The organism is Streptomyces tamarix (genome assembly GCF_032423885.1).
In the GTDB taxonomy this organism is placed as follows: domain Bacteria; phylum Actinomycetota; class Actinomycetes; order Streptomycetales; family Streptomycetaceae; genus Streptomyces; species Streptomyces tamarix.
On sequence record NZ_JAWCTQ010000008.1, the window covers coordinates 58,455 to 76,045 of the forward strand.

Consider the following 17,591-nt stretch of genomic DNA (forward strand, 5'->3'; position numbering starts at 1 on the left):
CCTCTGCTCGGTCAGCGCGCCAGGCGGTCGAGGATCCTCGGGCCGAGGTCCGTGACGTCGCCGGCGCCCATGGTGAGAACGAGATCGCCGGGCCGGGCCATTCCCGCGACCAGTTCGGGCACGGCCCCCTGGTCGGGCGCCGGGGTGACGTCGGCGCCCGCCGCGGCGGCCGCGTCGGTGATCAGGGCGCTGGTGACGCCCGGGACCGGGTCCTCGCGGGCGGGGTAGATGTCGAGGACCAGCGACCGGTCGGCGAGGGCGAGGGCCCGGCCCATCTCCGCGCCCAGCTCCTGCGTGCGGGAGAACAGGTGCGGCTGGAACACCACCAGGAGGCGGCGGTCGGTGCCGGCCGCGGCGCGCATCGCCTCCAGGTCGGCGGTCATCTCGGTGGGGTGGTGCGCGTACGAGTCGATGACCTGGACGCCGGCGGCCTCGCCCTTGAGCTGGAGGCGGCGCCCGACGCCGGTGTACGCGGTGAGGGCCCGGGCCAGGTCGGCCGGGTCGACACCGGCGCGCGCGCCGGCGGCGAGGGCGGCGGCGGCGTTGTGGGCGTAGTGGCGGCCGGGCACGGAGACGGTGAAGGTGTGCTCGCGCCCGTCGAGGACGACGGTGACCTCGCTGGTCATGCCCTTCGGGGTGATGCGGCGGATCCACACGTCGGACGACTCCGACTCGCCGACGCGCAGGATGTCCAGGCCCGGCCGGCCGGAGACCCGCGCGGCCAGCTCGCGGGCGCCCGGGTGCTCGCCGACGACGAGGGTGCCGCCGCGGGGGACCTTGGCGACGAACGCCTCGAAGGACTCGTAGATCTCTTCCAGGGAGGCGTAGTTGGCGTGGTGGTCCAGCTCGACGTTGAGGACGAGGGCGACCTCGGGGTCGTACTTCTGGAAGCTGCGGTCGCTCTCGTCGGCCTCGGCGACGAAGAGGTCGCCGCCGCCGTGCCGGGCGTTGGTGCCGGGGCCCGCGAGGTCGCCGCCGATGGCGTACGACGGGTCGAGCCCGAGCTCGGTGAGGGCGACGGCGAGCATCGACGTGGTGGTGGTCTTGCCGTGGGTGCCGGCGACGGCGATGGCGCGCAGGCCCTCCATCAGCGCGGCCAGCGCGTCGGAGCGGTGCACGACGGGGATGCCGAGCTGCTGCGCGCGGGCCAGCTCGGGGTTGTCGGCGCGGATGGCGCTGGAGACGACGACGCAACTGCTGTCGTCGGCGAGGTGGTGCGCGGCGTGGCCGATGTGGACGGTCGCGCCGAGGAGGCGCAGCGACGCGGCGGTCTCGGAATCGCGCGCGTCGCTGCCGGCGACCTTGGCCCCGCGCTGGGCGAGGATCTTCGCGATGCCCGACATGCCGGCGCCGCCGATGCCGATGAAGTGCGGCCGTTCCATTGCGGCAGGGATGGCGGGTGCCATGCGGTTCTCTCCCCGGGGTGTGGCGTACGTGCGGGGGCCCAGCCTATTCGTTGTGCGCGAAGAGCTTGAGCACCGGGACGCCGACCTTGTGGCGGGCGCGGGACGCCCAGTCGCGGTGGAAGAACTCCTCCACGTAGTGCGGGGCGGTCAGCACGATCACCTCGTCGGCCTCCGCCTCCTCCACGACGGCCCTCATCTTGTCCAGCGGGTGGTCCTCGACGACCTGGCCGACCGCCTCGCAACCGGCGTCGCGCAGGGCCTGCACCGACTGCTCCAGGGCCACCTCCGCCGGGCGCCGCGCCTCCGCGCCGGACGGCTCCTCGCCCTCCTTGGCCGCGTCCTTCAACGCGCCGACGGCGACGTCGTCGATGGCGCGCAGTAGCGCGTCGGTCTGGTCGCCGCGGGGCTGCATGAGCACGATGAAGGAGACCGTCTCGTCCCCGTGCAGGGTCGTGACGAAGTCCACGTCCACGGACGACAGCGGTTTCTCGATCATCAGAACGCTTGTGAACACCTGGTGAGCCCTTCTGCGGAAACCATCCTGCCCCGTGCCCGCACGGGGTCTGCGAGGGTAAGTCTGCCCAGCGCGAGATAAGCGGAACGACTAATTCCGATCCTTCGCCGGATCGGCGTGTCCCTCCGTGTGTCCGCCATCGGGCCGGTTCACACCGGGAGGGACCGCCGGTACCGCGTGAAGAGGAACCCGTCCTCCTCCAGCACGGACGCCAGGGCGAACCGCGACGGCACCGCCAGGGACGGCCCGCCCGCGATGCGCTGCGCGTCCCCGGCGGTGAGCACCGGGGACACGGTCAGGCACAGCTCGTCCAGCACCCCGGCGGCCACGAACTGGCCCAGCAGCCGCGGCCCGCCCTCGGTGAGCTGCCGGGTCAGCCCGCGCCCGGCCAGCGCCCGCACGGCACGCTCCGGCTCCACGCCCGGCCCGTCGCCCGCGACGACCACCTCCGCCCCGGCCCGCTCCGCCTCCCGCACCCGGGCGGGCGGCGCGGCGGCGCCCGTGAGGACCAGGGTCGGTACGAGCGGCGAGGTGAACAGCGGCAGCGAGAAGTCCAGGTCCAGCGAGGCGCTCACCACGGCGATGGCGGGCGCGGGCCCCTGCCCGGCCGCCTCCCGGCGCGCGGCGAAGCCCTCGCGCGCGCGGGCCGGGCGGTATCCCTCCAGGCGTACGGTCTCGGCGCCCACGACGACCACGTCGGCGAGCGCCCGCAGCGTGCCGAAGATCCGCATGTCGGCGGCGGAGGAGATCGGCTCCGAGCGCCCGTCGTGCTGGGCGGCGCCGTCCAGGGACGACACCATGTTGGCGCGCAGCCACGCGCCGCGCGGCGTCCCGGCCGCGGCGGGCGGGTAGGCGTACGCGTCGGCCAGCTCGTCGAGGGACCACTCGCGGCTCTCCCCCGCGGCGGGCGCGGCGGAGCCGGCGGGAACGGGCGGTGTCTGGTCGGTCACAGGGAACAGGCGTCGCATGTCGTGCAGTCTGGCACGGCGCTTACAGTGGGGAGCGTGTCGACGAGTGCCCTGACCGAAGCGGTCCCGCTGTCCCTGTGCGCCCGCGAGCCGCACGTCCCCGCCGATCGCCTGGTCGCCGAGATGGTGCCCCCGCCGCGCTTCGACGGCGTGCGCTTCGACACGTACATCCCGGACCCCAACCAGCCCAGCCAGGCCGAGGCCGTCTCGGTGCTGGCCGGTTTCGCCGCCGGCCTCGGCGGGGCGCACGGGGGCGGCACGGGCAGGCGCCGCTGGTTCTCCCGGAAGCCCGCCGCCCCCGTCGGGCCGCGCGGGGTGTACCTGGACGGCGGGTACGGCGTCGGCAAGACGCACCTGCTGGCGTCGCTGTGGCACGCCACCCCGGCCGAGCCCGCGCTCAAGGCGTTCGGCACGTTCGTGGAGCTGACCAACCTGGTGGGCGCGCTCGGCTTCCAGCAGACCGTGCGGACCCTCAGCGGGCACCGGCTGCTGTGCATCGACGAGTTCGAGCTGGACGACCCGGGCGACACGGTGCTGGTGTCCACGCTGCTCGGCAAGCTGGTCGAGGCGGGCGTCGCCCTGGCCGCCACGTCGAACACGCTGCCGGGCAAGCTGGGCGAGGGCCGGTTCGCGGCCGCGGACTTCCTGCGCGAGATCCAGGGCCTGTCCGCGCACTTCCGGCCGCTGCGCATCGACGGCGAGGACTACCGCCACCGTGGGCTGCCCGAGGCCCCGGCGCCGTACGCCGACGAGGAGGTCACGAAGGCGGCGCACGCGACACGAGGCGCCTCCCTGGACCACTTCCCGCAGCTCCTGGAGCACCTGGCGCGGGTCCACCCGAGCCGGTACGGGGCGCTGACCGAGGACGTGACGGCGGTCTGCCTGACGGGCGTGAGCGCCGTCCCCGACCAGTCGACGGCGCTGCGCCTGGTGGTCCTCGCCGACCGGCTGTACGACCGGGAGATACCGGTGCTCGCGTCCGGGCTGCCCTTCGACCGGCTGTTCAGCGACGAGATGCTGAACGGCGGGTACCGGAAGAAGTACTTCCGGGCGATCTCGCGGCTCACCGCCCTGGCCCGGGACGCCAAGGGGCTGGTGGCGCAGTAGGTTGGGGGGTCGTAAGCCCCCACCGTCCACCGTCCTGGCGCCGTACGGCGTCGGAAGGGAATTCGGCATGGCCACCACGCGTCACGCGCACACCGTCTGGGAGGGCAACCTCACCGAGGGCACGGGCACCGTGACCCTCGACTCCTCCGGCATCGGCTCCTACCCGGTCTCCTGGCCGGCGCGCGCGGAGGAGCCGGGCGGCAAGACGAGCCCGGAGGAGCTCATCGCGGCCGCCCACTCCAGTTGCTTCTCCATGTTCCTGTCGGCCGTCCTCGGCAAGGCCGGTACGCCGCCGACCCGGCTGACCACGAAGGCCGACGTCACGCTGCAGCCCGGCACGGGCATCACGGGCGTGCACCTCACCGTCGAGGGCGAGGTCCCCGGTCTGGACGAGGCCGCGTTCGTCAAGGCCGCCGAGGAGGCCAAGGCGGGTTGCCCGGTCAGCCAGGCGCTGGCGGGCACGGAGATCACGCTGACCGCGCGTCTCGCGAGCTGAGCGGCACCGCCGCCCGGAGGTCCGGCCGCCACCCCGACGGGGGTGGCGGCCGGACCCGTTCGTACGCCGGCACCGGCACCCGGCGACTCCGGGGACGCCACCGGGCGGGGGCGACGCGGACGAGGGCGATGCGAGCGGAGGTGACACGGGCAGGGGCGACACGGGTGACCGATCGGTGACGCTGGGCAATCGATCGGATACTTTCCGATAGTGAGATTTTCTGTACGCCGCCTGTCGGTGTCGGCTGCCCTGTGCGCCGCCCTGGCCGGCTGCGGGACTCCCCCCGCGAGCGCCCCGGCCCCGCCCCCCTCCCCCGAGTCGTCCCCCGCGGCGTCGCCCCGGACCGGGGCGGCGGCGTCCCGGCGCACCCCGCCGACGATGGCGCCGGGACCGAACGGCCTGACACCGGTCTTCGAGCGCCGCGCCGACGACGCGGGCGCGGGGGCCGCCGAGAAGACCGTCGCCCTCACCTTCGACGCCGACATGACGGCCGACCAGGGGCCGCGCGCGGCGCGCGGCGAGCGGTTCGACAACCCCGCGCTCATCGCGACGCTCCGCCGGCTGGAGGTCGACGCGACGGTGTTCATGACGGGCCGGTGGGCGGAGGAGTACCCCGACCAGGCCCGGTCGATCGGCACGGACCCGCGCTTCGAGATCGCCAACCACTCGTACAGCCACCACGCCTTCCGCTCCCCCTGCTACGGCCTGCCGGCGCTCTCCCGCCAGGAGATGGCGGCGGACGTGGGGCGGGCGTTCACGGCGTTCCGCGAGGTGGGCGCCCGCAACGTCGTGCCGTACTTCCGCTTCCCTGGCGGCTGCTACGACGACGACGCGCTGCGCGCGCTGGCACCGGCGAAGGTCACCGCCGTGCAGTGGGACGTGGTGAGCGGCGACGCCTTCGCGACGGACGCCGACGCCGTGGCCGAACAGGTGCTGGACGGCGTGCGGCCGGGCTCGGTCGTGGTGCTGCACTGCACGCTGAGCGCGGCGCCGGTCACCGAGCAGGCGGTCCGCCGCATCGTCCCCGAGCTGCGGGCGCGCGGCTACCGCTTCGTGAAGGTGTCGGAACTGTTGGCCGCGGGCTGAGGCGGGACCTCAGCCGGAACAGGCGGTGCGCTGGGCCTCCTGCCACTCGCACACGGGGCACAGCGTGGCGCCCCTGGTCGACTCGGGGTACTCCGTGGGCTCCCCGCAGAGCACGCAGTCCGCGAACGGCCCGGCGCTCCCGGTCCCGGCTTCGGTCCCGGCCGCCGGGGAGGTGCGGGTCGCGTCGTCCGGCGCACCGCGATGGGCACCCTCGTGACTCTCGTCCATGCATACGACTGTAGTCCCGTGCGCCCGCATCCGGCTCCCGGCGCCCGGGCGGCCCCGCCGGGCTGGCAGACTGGGGCCGTGAGCAGCGAAAACGTCATCGAGACCGACGAGCGGGACGCCGCGCCGCAGTTCGTCCTGCCGCTCGTCGTGCGGATCGAGAAGGCCGCGCCGCCCAGCCGCACCGACGCGCTGGAGACCGCCGCGCGGGCCGTGCTGGTGATGCTGTCGGACGACCGCTCGACGGGCGACGGCGCGTGGGCGCGGGCCGTGCGCGACTGGGAGGACGCCCGCATCCGCAAGGTCGTCCGGCGCGCCCGGGGCGCGGAGTGGCGGCGCGCCGAGCGGCTCCCGGGCATCACGGTCACCGGCGCGGACGCCGAGGTACGGGTCTTCCCGCCCGTCCCGCTCGACGGCTGGCCCAAGGACCTGGCCCGCCTCCAGGTCTCCGGCACCGAACTCGCCGACCCGACCGCCCCTTTGCCCCCCGCGCCCGGCGGCGCCGTGCTGTGGCTCAACCCGGAGCTGCGCATGTCGACCGGCAAGGAGATGGCGCAGGTCGGCCACGGGGCACAGTTGCTGTGGTGGGCGCTGGACGACGCCGCCCGCGCCTCGTGGCGGGAGGCGGGCTTCCCCCTCGCGGTCCGCACCGCGAAGCCCGCGCGGTGGGCCGACCTGGCCGCGAGCGGGCGCCCCGTGGTCCGCGACGCGGGCTTCACCGAGATCGCCCCGGGCTCCGCCACGGTCGTCTCCGACTTCTCCCCCGCCGCCTGAACGGGACGGCCGGGGGCCCGAAGCTCAAATGAAGCTCTGAAAGCGGGGCGCGGGGATTCGGCCCCCGGTGGCGGGGCCATGACCCCTCCAGCGGCACGGAGGAGGGGGACCATGGCGGAACTCGGTACGGGCATCGGCTGGCGGCCGGAGATCGCGGACGCGGTGGAGCGGCTGCCCGGCGTCGACTGGGTGGAGGTCGTCGCGGAGAACGTGTGCGCCGACCACGTCCCCGCCCCGCTCCTCCGGCTGCGCGAGCGGGGCGTCACCGTCGTCCCGCACGGCGTGTCCCTCGGCCTCGGCGGTGCCGGCCGCCCCGACGAGGCGCGGCTGGCCCGACTCGCCGCCACCGCGACCGCGCTGGGCGCGCCGCTGGTGACCGAGCACATCGCGTTCGTACGGGCCGGGGGGCCGCTCACCGCGTCGCCCGCGCTGGAGGCCGGGCACCTGCTGCCGGTGCCCCGCACCCGGGAGGCGCTGGACGTGCTGTGCGAGAACGTCCGCGTCGCGCAGGACGCGCTGCCCGTGCCGCTGGCGTTGGAGAACGTGGCGGCGCTGTTCTCCTGGCCGGAGGACGAGATGACGGAGGGTCGGTTCCTGGCGGAGCTGGTCGACCGCACCGGCGTACGGCTCCTCGTCGACGTGGCGAACCTCCACACCAACCGGCTCAACCGCGGCGACGACCCGGTCGAGGCCCTCGCCGGGCTGCCCGCCGGGGCGATCGCGTACGTGCACGTGGCGGGCGGCGTCGAACGCGACGGCGTCTGGCACGACACGCACGCCCACCCCGTACCGCCGCAGGTCCTCGACCTGCTGTCGGAGCTGGTGGAGCGGGCGGCGCCGCCCGGGGTGCTGCTGGAGCGCGACGACGACTTCCCGCCGGAGGAGGAGCTCGCGGCGGAGCTGGCCGCGATCCGGGAGCGGATGACGGGGACGGGGGCGGCGACGGGGGCGCCGAACCGCCCGGCGGGCACGCGGAGGGACGGGGACGCGGCGCCGGAAGGCACGCGGCGAGGCGGGGACGCGGCACCGGAGGGCACACGGCGGGACGGGGACGCGGCGCCGGAAGGCACGCGGCGAGGCGGGGACGCGGCACCGGAGGGCACACGGCGGGACGGGGACGCGACACCGGAAGGCACACGGCGAGGCGGGGACGCGGCACCGGAGGGGGTACGACGAGTCGGGGGCGCGACACCGGAAGGCACACGGCGGGACGGGGACGCGACACCGGAAGGCGCGCGGCGGGACGGGGACGCGGCGCTGGAGGGCGCGCGGGAGCGGCTGGGGCTCGCCCAGACCGCGCTGCTGTCGGCGCTCGTCGCGGGGACCCCCGTGCCCGGGGGCTTCGACGGGGCGCGGCTGCGGCTCCAGTCCCTGGCGCTGGCCCGGAAGCGGGCGGGGATCGTCGCGAAGCTCGCGCCCGAGCTGCCGGGGCTGCTCGGGGAGGGTTACCGGGACGCGTTCGCGGCGTACGCGCGGACCCGTCCGATGCCGGGCGGCTACCGGCAGGACGCCCTGGCCTTCGCCCGGTACCTGCTCGACTCGGGCCGGCTCGGGGACGGCCGCGCCCGGCGGCGGCTGTACCTGTGGTGGGCGGAGCGCTCGGGCCCGCGCCCGCCGGGCAGGGCGGCCCGGCTGGTGCACGCGGCGCGCGCCGCGCTGGTGCGGTGACGCCGGTGCGGCGCGCAGGGGCCCTGCGCGCCGCACCCGGAGCCGGACCCGGTGTCGCTGGAGCGGCGGACGGGGCGTGCCCGCCGTCTGATCTTCCGGGTCGAGGGGTGGCGGCCGGTCGTGCCGGACACCACCGGGTCGTCGGGCCGGCGGCCCGCCGTCCGCTAGGCCAGCCCCGCCACCAGGTCCGCCACGTCCTTGCGGCGGCCGGTGAAGAACGGGACCTCCTCGCGGACGTGCATGCGGGCCTCGCTGCCGCGCAGGTGGCGCATGAGGTCGACGATGCGGTGGAGCTCGTCCGCCTCGAAGGCGAGGATCCACTCGTAGTCGCCGAGCGAGAACGAGGCGACCGTGTTGGCGCGGACGTCGGGGAAGCCGCGGGCCATCTTGCCGTGGTCGGCGAGCATGCGGCGGCGGTCCTCGTCGGGCAGCAGGTACCAGTCGTACGAGCGCACGAACGGGTAGACGCTGACGTAGTCGCGCGGCGTCTCGTCCGCGAGGAACGCCGGGATGTGCGACTTGTTGAACTCGGCGGGGCGGTGCAGCGCCATGTTCGACCACACCGGCTCCAGCGCCCGGCCGAGCCGGGTGCGGCGGAAGAGGCTGTACGCCTCCTGGAGCTGGTCCGAGGTCTCGGCGTGCCACCAGATCATCACGTCGGCGTCGGCCCGCAGCCCGGACAGGTCGTAGGTGCCGCGGATCGTGACGTCCTTCGCCGCGAGCTGGTCGAAGAGCTCCTGGACCTCCTCGGCGTAGCCGCTGCGGTCCTGCGGCAGAGCCTCGCGCAGCTTGAAGACGGACCACAGGGTGTAGCGGATGACCTCGTTGAGGTCCTTCGCCTTCTTACCGGCGTTCGGGATCTTTTCGGGCGCACTCATACGGCTATTCTCACTCGTCACTCCGCGTGCTCCGCGCCGGGGTCGGCGTGGCGAGGATCTCGTCCGCCGCCCGCCACCCGTCCGCGACGACCGCGGGGATGCCGACGCCGTCGTAGGCCGCGCCGCACACCCGCAGCGCGGGCAGCTTGGCCACGGCGTCGCGGATGCGGGCGACGCGCGCGGGATGGCCCACCGGGTACTGCGGCAGCCCGTCGGTCCAGCGGGTCACCTCGGCGGCGACGGGCTTCGCGGCGAGCCCCACGGCGTCTCCGAGGTCACGCAGGGAGAGCGCGACGAGGTCGGCGTCGTCCCGCCCCAGGTGCTCCTCCTCGCCGTACCGGCCGAGGGAGGTGCGCAGCACGAACAGGTCGCCGGCGCCGTCGTCGACCCAGCCCCACTTGCGGCTGGAGAACGTGGACGCCTTGATCGCGCGGCCGTCGACGGGCGGCACGAGGAAGCCCGACCCGGCGGGTACGGAGGCGGCGTCGGCGCGCCGGAAGGCGAGCGTGACGAGGGCCATCGAGGCGTACTCGACGGAGGCGAGCTCGGCGGAGGCGGCCGGGGACTCGGGGGCGAGGAGGTCCGCGGCGGGCCGGGCCGGTGTCGCGAGGACCACCGCGTCGGCGTGGAGGACCTCGCGGTCGGTGCGGACCTCCCAGCCGTCGGGGCGGCGGGTCAGGCCGCGGACGGGCGTGTCCGTGCGGATCTCGCCGCCCGCCGCCGTGATCGCCCCGGCGACGGCGAGCGGGAGCCGCCCGATCCCGCCCGCGATGCCCGTGAACGCGGGGCCGGCCGGCGCCTGGGCGGCGGCCTGCACGGCCCGGACGGCGTCGGTGAGCGTCGCGTGGCGGCGGGCGGCCTCGAACAGCTTCGGCACGGCGGCCTTCATCGAGATCCGGTACGAGTCGCCGGCGTAGACCCCGCCGAGGAGGGGTTCGACGAGCCGGTCGACGACCTCGCGGCCCATGCGCCCGGCCACGTACGCGCCGATGGCGACGTCGTCGCCGAGCTCGGCGGGCGGCAGCGCGCGGTCCCGTTCGACGGCGCTCAGGCCCTCGCCGGACAGCAGGCCGGCCAGGGCGCGCGGGTCGCCGGGGACGCCCATGACGTGCCCCTTCGGCATGGGCCGCAGCGCGTCGCGGGTCCAGACGGAGGCCGTGGTCGTGGCGGGCGGCTGGAGGCGGTCGCCGAGCCCCACGGCGCGGGCGAGCTCGACGGCCTCGGGGCGGCGGGCGAGGATCGACTCGGCGCCCAGATCGACGGGGACCCCGGCGATCTCCCCCGCGTGGAGCTTGCCGCCGATCCGGCCGGTGGCCTCCAGCAGGGTCACGCTCCGGCCCGCCCGGAGCAGGCGGTGCGCGGCGGCGAGTCCGGCGATGCCGCCGCCGACGACGACCACCCGTCCCGGGGCCCCGCCCGCGTTGTCCGTGTTCATGGGTACCACTGTCTCAAATCCCGAGCCGAGTCCCGAACGTGACCCATCCGCAACCGGAGGGCGCAACCGGCACGCCGCCCCCTTACGTCGAACCCCCGTCACGGCACCGAATCCTTGGGGGGAACATCCATGCCGATCCCGACACGCTCGCGCCGCGCGTGCGCGGCCGTCCTGCTCGGCGTCTCGCTGGCGCTCGCCGGCTGCTCCGGTACGGGCGGCTCCCAGGCGAAGGAGGCCGCCGCCGACCGCGGCGCGGCGGCCCCCGAGGCCGCGGCGGGCGCCCAGGGGCCCGACTCCGCCTACGGCAGCGGCTCGTCGCGGGCCGGGCAGGACGGCTCGAAGGCGGCGAAGCCCGACGCCGTATGGCAGCACGTCATCAGGACCGCGGAGCTGTCCGTGGAGGTGGAGGACGTCGACGAGGCGCTGGCGCGCGCCCGCGACGTCGCCGCGGCGGCGGGCGGCCACGTCGCGGACGAGTCGACGACGCGGGAGGACGGCGGCGGCCTGGCCTCCCGGATCTCGCTGCGGGTCCCGCAGGCCGCGTACGAAGAGGTGCTCGGGAAGCTGGCGGGCACGGGGAAGCTGCTGGCGCGGCGGGTCGACGCGAAGGACGTCACCGACCAGGTGGTGGACGTGGAGAGCCGCGTCGCCACCCAGCGGGCGAGCGTCGCGCGGGTCCGGGAGCTGATGGACCGGGCGACGCGGCTGGCCGACGTGGTCGAGCTGGAGCGGGAGCTGAGCTCCCGCCAGGCGAACCTGGAGTCGCTGCTGGCCCAGCAGGCGTCGCTGAAGGACCGCACGTCGCTGGCGACGATCACGCTGGAGCTGAGCGAGCCGGAGGCCGCCGGGGCGCGGGACGACGACGAGCCGGGCGTGGTGGACGCGCTGCGCGGCGGCTGGGACGCGCTGGTGACGTCGCTGACGTGGTTCGTGGTCGTCCTGGCGGCGCTGGCGCCGTGGCTGGCGCTGCTGGCCGCCGGGTACGCGGTATGGCGGCGGGTGCTGGGGCCGTGGCGGGCGCGCCGCCGTGCGCGCCGGCCGCAGGCCCCGGCGGCGGGCACCCCGGCGGCGGGCACCCCGGCGGCCGGTGCCCCGGCGGCCGGTGCCCCGGGGGAGGAGCGGGACTGAACGCCGGTGTCCCCGTAGCGTGTCCCCCATGGGACGAGGCGCGAGGCGGGGTACGGGACGGCAGCGGCTGGTGGTGGTCGGCGGTGACGCGGCGGGGATGTCCGCCGCGTCGCAGGCCCGCCGCCTGAAGGGGCCGGACGAGCTGGAGATCGTGGCGTTCGAGCGGGGCCGCTTCACGTCGTACTCGGCGTGCGGCATCCCGTACTGGGTCGGCGGCGAGGTCACCGACCGGGACCGGCTCGTCGCGCGGACGCCCGAGCAGCACCGGGCGCGGGACATCGACGTACGGCTCCGCACGGAGGTCGTCGAGCTCGACCTCGACCGCGGCCGGGTGCGCACCCGCGACCTGGAGTCGGGCGCCGAGGCGTGGACCGGGTACGACCGGCTGGTCCTGGCGACCGGGGCGCGGCCCGTGCGCCCGCCGCTGCCGGGCATCGACGCGCCGGGCGTGCACGGCGTCCAGACGCTCGACGACGGGCAGGCCCTCATCGACCGGCTGGACGGGTCGCCGGGGCGGCGGGCCGTCGTCGTGGGCGCCGGGTACATCGGCGTCGAGATGGCCGAGGCGCTGCTCGGCCGGGGTTACGAGGTGACCGTCCTGAACCGGGGCGAGCAGCCGATGTCGACCCTCGACCCGGACATGGGGGAGCTGGTGCGCGCGGCGATGGACGGCATGGGCATCACGACCGTCGGCGGCGCCGAGGTGACCGAGGTGCTGACCGGCCCCGACGGGGACGTGCGGGCCGTGGCCGCCGGCGGCGCGGAGTACCCGGCCGACGTCGTGGTCCTCGGGGTCGGCGTCGAACCCGAGACCACGCTGGCCCGGGCGGCGGGCCTGCCCCTCGGCGCGTACGGCGGGCTGCTCACCGACCTGGCGATGCGCGTGCGCGGCCGGGAGGAGGTGTGGGCGGGCGGCGACTGCGTGGAGGTGCTGGACCTGGTGTCCGGCCGGGAGCGGTACGTCCCGCTCGGCACGCACGCCAACAAGCACGGCCAGGTCATCGGGGCGAACGTGGCCGGCGGCTACGGCACGTTCCCCGGGGTCGTGGGCACGGCCGTGAGCAAGGTCTGCTCGCTGGAGATCGCCCGCACGGGCCTGCGCGAGCGGGACGCCCGCGAGGTCGGCCTGCGGTACGTGGCGGTGACGGCCGAGTCGACGAGCCGGGCCGGATACTACCCGGGGGCGGCGCCGATGACGGTGAAGATGATCGCCGAGCGGCGGACGGGCCGGCTGCTGGGCACGCAGATCGTCGGCCGGGAGGGCGCGGGCAAGCGCGTGGACATCGCGGCGGTCGCCCTGACCGCGGGCATGACCGTGGAGCGGGTCGCCGCGCTGGACCTGGGGTACGCGCCGCCGTTCTCCCCGGTGTGGGACCCGGTGCAGGTCGCGGCCCGCAAGGCGGTCGCCGCGGTGCGGGAGGCGGACTGACCGGGACGACGGACTGACCGGGGCGGCGGGCCCGGGGGCCGTGGAGGCGTTCGGCGCGCCGGGCGGCCCGCGGTGGCGGGCCCGGGCCTCGCGGGGACGCCGGTGGACGCCGCGGCCGGGGCGCCGCGCGGGTCCGGCGCCGAGCACGGGGCCGGGGCCGGTCGGGCTTCGACGATCCGCGCGTGGTGGTGGAACAGCCGGCACCCGCGGCCACGGCCGTACGGGACTGCGGCCGTACGGGGCGCAGTGGTACGGGACCGGCGGTCGTCGGGGCGGCCCGGGCGCCGGCTCGGCGAACGGCCCGTCGGCGGGCGCGGCGCTCGACGCGACCGGCCGCAGGCCCCGGGGGTGACCGCAGGGCCGGGGCCGCAGGCCCCGGGGATGGCCCGGGGCCCGGGCGCTGCCCGGCGGGCCCGGGGGCTAGCGCGCGGTCTGCGTGTGGACGTCCTCGACGAGGCGCGTCAGCGCGTCGGGGTCCGTCGTGGGCAGCACGCCGTGGCCGAGGTTGAAGACGTGGCCCTCCAGCCCGGAGGCGGCGTCGAGGACGCGGCGGGTCTGCTCCTCCACGGCCTCGCGCGGGGCGAACAGGACGGCCGGGTCGAGGTTGCCCTGGAGCGCCTTGCCGGGGCCGACGCGGCGGGCGGCCTCGTCGAGCGGGACGCGCCAGTCGACACCGACCACGTCCGCGCCCGCCTCGCCCATGAGGCCGAGCAGCTCGCCCGTGCCGACGCCGAAGTGGATGCGCGGCACGCCGTACCCGGCGACGGCGTCGAAGACCTTCGCCGACGCGGGCATGACGGAGCGGCGGTAGTCGTCCGGGGAGAGGGCGCCGACCCAGGAGTCGAACAGCTGCACGGCGGAGGCGCCGGCCTCGATCTGGACCTTCAGGAAGGCCGCGGTGATGACGGCGAGCCGGTCCAGCAGGTCGGCCCAGAGCCCGGGGTCCCCGTACATGAGGGCCTTGGTGTTCTCGTGGTTGCGCGACGGGCCGCCCTCGACGAGGTAGCTCGCGAGGGTGAAGGGCGCGCCCGCGAAGCCGATCAGCGGGGTGGCGCCGAGCTCGCCCGTGAGCATGCCGATGGCCTCGGTGACGTACGCGACGTCGTCGGGGGTCAGGTCGCGCAGCCGCGCGAGGTCCTCGCGGCGGCGGATCGGCTCGGCGACGACGGGGCCGACGCCCGGCTTGATGTCGAGGTCGACGCCGATGGCCTTGAGGGGGACCACGATGTCGCTGAAGTAGATCGCCGCGTCGACCTTGTGGCGCCGCACGGGCTGCAGCGTGATCTCGGTGACCAGGTCGGGCCGCATGCAGGACTCCAGCATGGGGACGCCCTCGCGGACCTTCAGGTACTCGGGGAGTGAGCGCCCCGCCTGGCGCATGAACCAGACCGGCGTGTGCGGCACCGGCTCGCGGCGGCACGCCTTGAGGAAGGCGGAGTCGTACGTCTGCGTCGGGGAGCCCGAGGGGCGGGTGTTGGCACTCACGTCCTGCATCTTCGCACGTGCGGGCGCGCGGCCACGCGGGGCGGGCCGCGCGGCCCGGGTGTCCCTCCCTGCGCACGGCCCCCGTTCCGCCTACTCTTCCCCGCATGGCTGCGGCTCAGGAACAGTTCTCCGGTCACTCCGACGGCACCGAGGGCACGGGCGGCGGGGAGGACGGTCCCGTCCCGCCCGCCTTCCGGGCCGCGGTCGACGCGCTGCGGGCGGCGCGAGTCCGCCCGGAGATCGAGCTGGAGCCGACGCGGCCGCCCCGGCGGCTCGCCCCGTGGGCGTACGCGGTGGAGGCGACGGCCGTGGAGGACGGCGAGGACCTCGCGGACGGCCGGCTGGTGCTGCTGCACGACCCGGCGGGCCACGAGGCGTGGCGGGGGACGTTCCGGCTGGTGACGCTGGTGCGGGCGGAACTGGAGCCGGAGATGGCGGCGGACCCGCTGCTGCCCGAGGTGTGCTGGTCCTGGCTGACGGGCGCGCTGGAGGCGCGGGGCCTGTCGTACGGGGAGGCGAGCGGGACGGTCACGCGGGCGGGGTCGTACTACTTCGGCGGGCTGGCGGAGCGCCGGCCCGCGACGCAGATCGAGATCCGGGCGTCCTGGACGCCCGGGGAGGACCGGGGCGGGGCGCCGGACACCGCGGCGCACCTGGCCGCGTGGGGAGACCTGCTGTGCCAGGTGGCGGGGCTGCCGCCGTCGGGCCCCGGCCTCCCGGAGGGCGGCGGGGCGGGCGTCGTGTCGCTGCCGCAGCGGCGCGGGCCGCACCGGCCGTAGCACCCTCGCTCACGCGTCCGAATTGCCCCAATTGTTACCCAGTAATCCGTGATCTCCCCCTAAAGGAGGACGCGATTGCTGCCGAAGAGGTCTGTGACCCTATCTGCACGGTTCGCCCCGGCTACTTCCCCGAGCCGGCAGTGTCCCGCACCTTCCCAGGAGGCCTGGTGTCCGTTCTCCTCGAGCAGCCCGCAAGCCTGGTCGCCTACCGCCCGAACAAACCGACGGCCATGGTCGTCGTGGCCGACCCGCGCGTCCGCTCCACCGTGACCCGCCACCTGTGGGCGCTCGGAGTGCGTGACGTCATCGAGGCGTCGTCCATCGCGGAGGCCCGCCCCCGTATCGGCAACCCGCGCGACATCTGCGTCGCCGACGTCCACCTGCCCGACGGCTCCGGCCTCACCCTGCTGTCGGAGACCCGCGCCGCCGGCTGGCCCAACGGGCTGGCCCTCTCCGCCGCCGACGACATCGGCGCGGTGCGCAACGCGCTCGCCGGCGGCGTCAAGGGCTACGTCGTCACCGGCACCCGTACGAACATCGGGCACCCCACCCGCCCGGGCGCCGCCCCGATCGGCGCCGCCGCGGCCCGCCTCCACCGCCGCCCCCCGGGTGCCCCGAGCCACCCGGGCGGCTACCGCGAGCTGTCCGGCCGCGAGGTCGAGGTCCTCCGGCTGGTGGCGGAGGGCCAGTCGAACAAGGCCATCGGCGTCTCCATGGGGCTGTCCGCCCTGACCGTCAAGTCCCATCTGGCCCGGATCGCCCGCAAGCTGGGCACCGGCGACCGGGCGGGCATGGTCGCGGTCGCGCTGCGCACCGGCATCATCCACTGACCTCCCGCACCCTGCCCGCCCGTCGACGGAACGTTCCGTCGGCGGGCGCCTCCCGTTCACCGATACCCTTGACAGGTGACCGACGCCCAAGACACCGCAGCAGAGACACCACTGCGAACCCCCGGGGGCGGCCCTCCGGACGACGGCGTCGCAGCCGACGGGGCGGCGGCCCCGGAACCGATCCCCCTGCTGGAGCCCCGCGAGGGGGTCCCTCCCGTCGTCGCCGACGCCGAGGCGCTGGCGCGGGTCGTCGAGGCGTTCGCCGCCGGCACCGGCCCGGTGGCCGTCGACGCCGAACGGGCCTCCGGCTACCGCTACGGGCAGCGGGCCTATCTGGTCCAGTTGCGCCGCGAGGGCGCGGGTACGGCGCTGATCGACCCGGTCGGCTGCCCCGACCTGTCGGCCCTCGGGGAGGCCCTGGACGGCACGGAGTGGATCCTCCACGCCGCCACGCAGGACCTGCCGTGCCTGCGGGAGATAGGGATGGTGCCGTCCGAGCTGTTCGACACGGAGCTGGCCGGCCGCCTCGCGGGCTTCCCGCGCGTCGGGCTCGGCGCGATGGTCGAGTCCGTCCTCGGGTACGTGCTGGAGAAGGGCCACTCCGCGGTGGACTGGTCGACCCGTCCGCTGCCCGAGCCGTGGCTCCGGTACGCCGCGCTCGACGTCGAGCTGCTCGTCGACCTGCGGGACGCGCTGGAGAAGGAGCTCGACCGGCAGGGCAAGCTGGAGTGGGCCCGCCAGGAGTTCGCCGCGATCGCCGCCGCCCCTCCCCCGCCGCCCCGCAAGGACCCGTGGCGCCGCACGTCCGGGATGCACAAGGTGCGCCGGCGCCGCCAGATGGCCGTCGTACGGGAGCTGTGGATCGCCCGGGACCGGATCGCGCAGCGCCGTGACGTGTCGCCCGGCAAGGTGCTCAGCGACGCGGCGATCGTCGAGGCCGCGCTCGCCCTGCCGCCGAACGTGCAGGCGCTGACCGCGCTGCCCGGCTACGGGGCGCGCATGGGGCGCCGTCAGTTGGAGCAGTGGCAGGCCGCCGTCGACCGGGCCAGGGCCCTGCCCGAGGCGCAGCTCCCGCAGCCCGGCCAGACCGTCGCCGGACCGCCCCCGCCGCGGGCCTGGGCGGACAAGGACCCGGCGGCGGCGGCCCGGCTGTCGGCGGCGCGTACGGCGATCTCGGCGCTGGCGGAGTCGCTGAACCTGCCGCAGGAGAACCTGATCACCCCGGACACGGTCCGCCGGGTCTGCTGGGAGCCCCCGCAGGAGCCGACCGCGGAGTCGGTGGCCGAGGCGCTGGCGGGCCACGGCGCCCGCCCGTGGCAGATCGAGCAGGTGACCCCCGCCCTGGTCGCCGCCCTGCGCACCCCGCAGCCCTGACGCGGCGCC

General features: G+C 76.0%; 17 protein-coding genes. 10 read left to right on the top strand and 7 right to left on the bottom strand.

Annotated features, from left to right (window positions below):
• Window positions 1–11: 11 nt before the first annotated feature.
• The 3 genes from murC to RND61_RS09085 form a co-directional block, all read right to left on the bottom strand.
• Window positions 12–1,406 (bottom strand): UDP-N-acetylmuramate--L-alanine ligase, encoded by a 1,395-nt coding sequence (murC, locus tag RND61_RS09075; protein ID WP_315877310.1) that lies wholly within the window; start codon window positions 1,404–1,406, stop codon window positions 12–14.
• Between the two features lie 43 nt (window positions 1,407–1,449).
• Entirely contained in the window at window positions 1,450–1,920 is a 471-nt protein-coding gene (locus RND61_RS09080; protein WP_315877311.1) for an indole-3-glycerol phosphate synthase, read from the bottom strand.
• A gap of 149 nt (window positions 1,921–2,069) precedes the next feature.
• Window positions 2,070–2,888: a pyrimidine reductase family protein gene (locus tag RND61_RS09085; protein ID WP_315877312.1), complete on the bottom strand. Its 819-nt coding sequence runs from the start codon at window positions 2,886–2,888 to the stop codon at window positions 2,070–2,072.
• A 36-nt stretch (window positions 2,889–2,924) separates the two neighbouring features.
• Between RND61_RS09085 and zapE the strand changes: the two genes are divergently transcribed.
• From zapE to RND61_RS09100, 3 genes are all read left to right on the top strand, one after another.
• Entirely contained in the window at window positions 2,925–3,995 is a 1,071-nt protein-coding gene (gene zapE, locus RND61_RS09090; protein WP_315877313.1) for a cell division protein ZapE, read from the top strand.
• Window positions 3,996–4,062: 67 nt separating this feature from the next.
• The gene (locus RND61_RS09095) at window positions 4,063–4,491 is read left to right on the top strand and encodes an OsmC family protein (protein ID WP_315877314.1); all 429 of its coding nucleotides are present in this window, start codon (window positions 4,063–4,065) and stop codon (window positions 4,489–4,491) included.
• Between the two features lie 210 nt (window positions 4,492–4,701).
• Entirely contained in the window at window positions 4,702–5,577 is an 876-nt protein-coding gene (locus RND61_RS09100) for a polysaccharide deacetylase family protein (protein WP_391653134.1), read from the top strand.
• Between the two features lie 9 nt (window positions 5,578–5,586).
• Here the strand turns inward: RND61_RS09100 and RND61_RS09105 are convergent, their stop codons facing one another.
• On the bottom strand, window positions 5,587–5,805 hold the full coding sequence (locus tag RND61_RS09105; RefSeq protein WP_315877315.1) for a hypothetical protein: 219 nt from the start codon (window positions 5,803–5,805) through the stop codon (window positions 5,587–5,589).
• A 78-nt stretch (window positions 5,806–5,883) separates the two neighbouring features.
• Here RND61_RS09105 and RND61_RS09110 point away from each other — a divergent pair, with 78 nt between their 5' ends.
• A complete protein-coding gene (locus RND61_RS09110; RefSeq protein WP_315877316.1) occupies window positions 5,884–6,576 on the top strand; it encodes a peptidyl-tRNA hydrolase in 693 nt (230 codons plus the stop codon).
• Between the two features lie 111 nt (window positions 6,577–6,687).
• Window positions 6,688–8,244, top strand: a complete 1,557-nt coding sequence (locus tag RND61_RS09115) for a DUF692 domain-containing protein (RefSeq protein WP_315877317.1) — start codon at window positions 6,688–6,690, stop codon at window positions 8,242–8,244.
• Window positions 8,245–8,408: 164 nt separating this feature from the next.
• Here RND61_RS09115 and hemQ read toward each other — a convergent pair whose 3' ends face one another.
• Window positions 8,409–9,122: a hydrogen peroxide-dependent heme synthase gene (gene hemQ, locus RND61_RS09120; protein WP_315877318.1), complete on the bottom strand. Its 714-nt coding sequence runs from the start codon at window positions 9,120–9,122 to the stop codon at window positions 8,409–8,411.
• Window positions 9,123–9,132: 10 nt separating this feature from the next.
• Window positions 9,133–10,557 (bottom strand): protoporphyrinogen oxidase, encoded by a 1,425-nt coding sequence (gene hemG / locus RND61_RS09125; RefSeq protein WP_315877319.1) that lies wholly within the window; start codon window positions 10,555–10,557, stop codon window positions 9,133–9,135.
• Between the two features lie 129 nt (window positions 10,558–10,686).
• Here hemG and RND61_RS09130 point away from each other — a divergent pair, with 129 nt between their 5' ends.
• Window positions 10,687–11,685: a DUF4349 domain-containing protein gene (locus RND61_RS09130; RefSeq protein WP_315877320.1), complete on the top strand. Its 999-nt coding sequence runs from the start codon at window positions 10,687–10,689 to the stop codon at window positions 11,683–11,685.
• Window positions 11,686–11,713: 28 nt separating this feature from the next.
• On the top strand, window positions 11,714–13,114 hold the full coding sequence (locus RND61_RS09135; protein ID WP_315877321.1) for an FAD-dependent oxidoreductase: 1,401 nt from the start codon (window positions 11,714–11,716) through the stop codon (window positions 13,112–13,114).
• A 420-nt stretch (window positions 13,115–13,534) separates the two neighbouring features.
• On the opposite strand, the gene hemE is transcribed toward RND61_RS09135, so the two are convergent.
• Entirely contained in the window at window positions 13,535–14,599 is a 1,065-nt protein-coding gene (hemE, locus tag RND61_RS09140; RefSeq protein ID WP_315877322.1) for a uroporphyrinogen decarboxylase, read from the bottom strand.
• Window positions 14,600–14,703: 104 nt separating this feature from the next.
• Here hemE and RND61_RS09145 point away from each other — a divergent pair, with 104 nt between their 5' ends.
• The 3 genes from RND61_RS09145 to RND61_RS09155 all read left to right on the top strand — a co-directional run bounded on the left by RND61_RS09145 (window position 14,704) and on the right by RND61_RS09155 (window position 17,582).
• Window positions 14,704–15,378 carry a DUF3000 domain-containing protein gene (locus RND61_RS09145; protein WP_315877323.1) on the top strand — a complete coding sequence of 225 codons (675 nt, stop codon included), beginning with the start codon at window positions 14,704–14,706 and terminating at the stop codon, window positions 15,376–15,378.
• Between the two features lie 167 nt (window positions 15,379–15,545).
• Window positions 15,546–16,208, top strand: coding sequence for a response regulator transcription factor (locus RND61_RS09150; RefSeq protein ID WP_031131797.1), 663 nt, complete (start codon window positions 15,546–15,548; stop codon window positions 16,206–16,208).
• A gap of 75 nt (window positions 16,209–16,283) precedes the next feature.
• Window positions 16,284–17,582: a ribonuclease D gene (locus RND61_RS09155; RefSeq protein WP_315877324.1), complete on the top strand. Its 1,299-nt coding sequence runs from the start codon at window positions 16,284–16,286 to the stop codon at window positions 17,580–17,582.
• The last annotated feature ends 9 nt before the right edge of the window (window positions 17,583–17,591 follow it).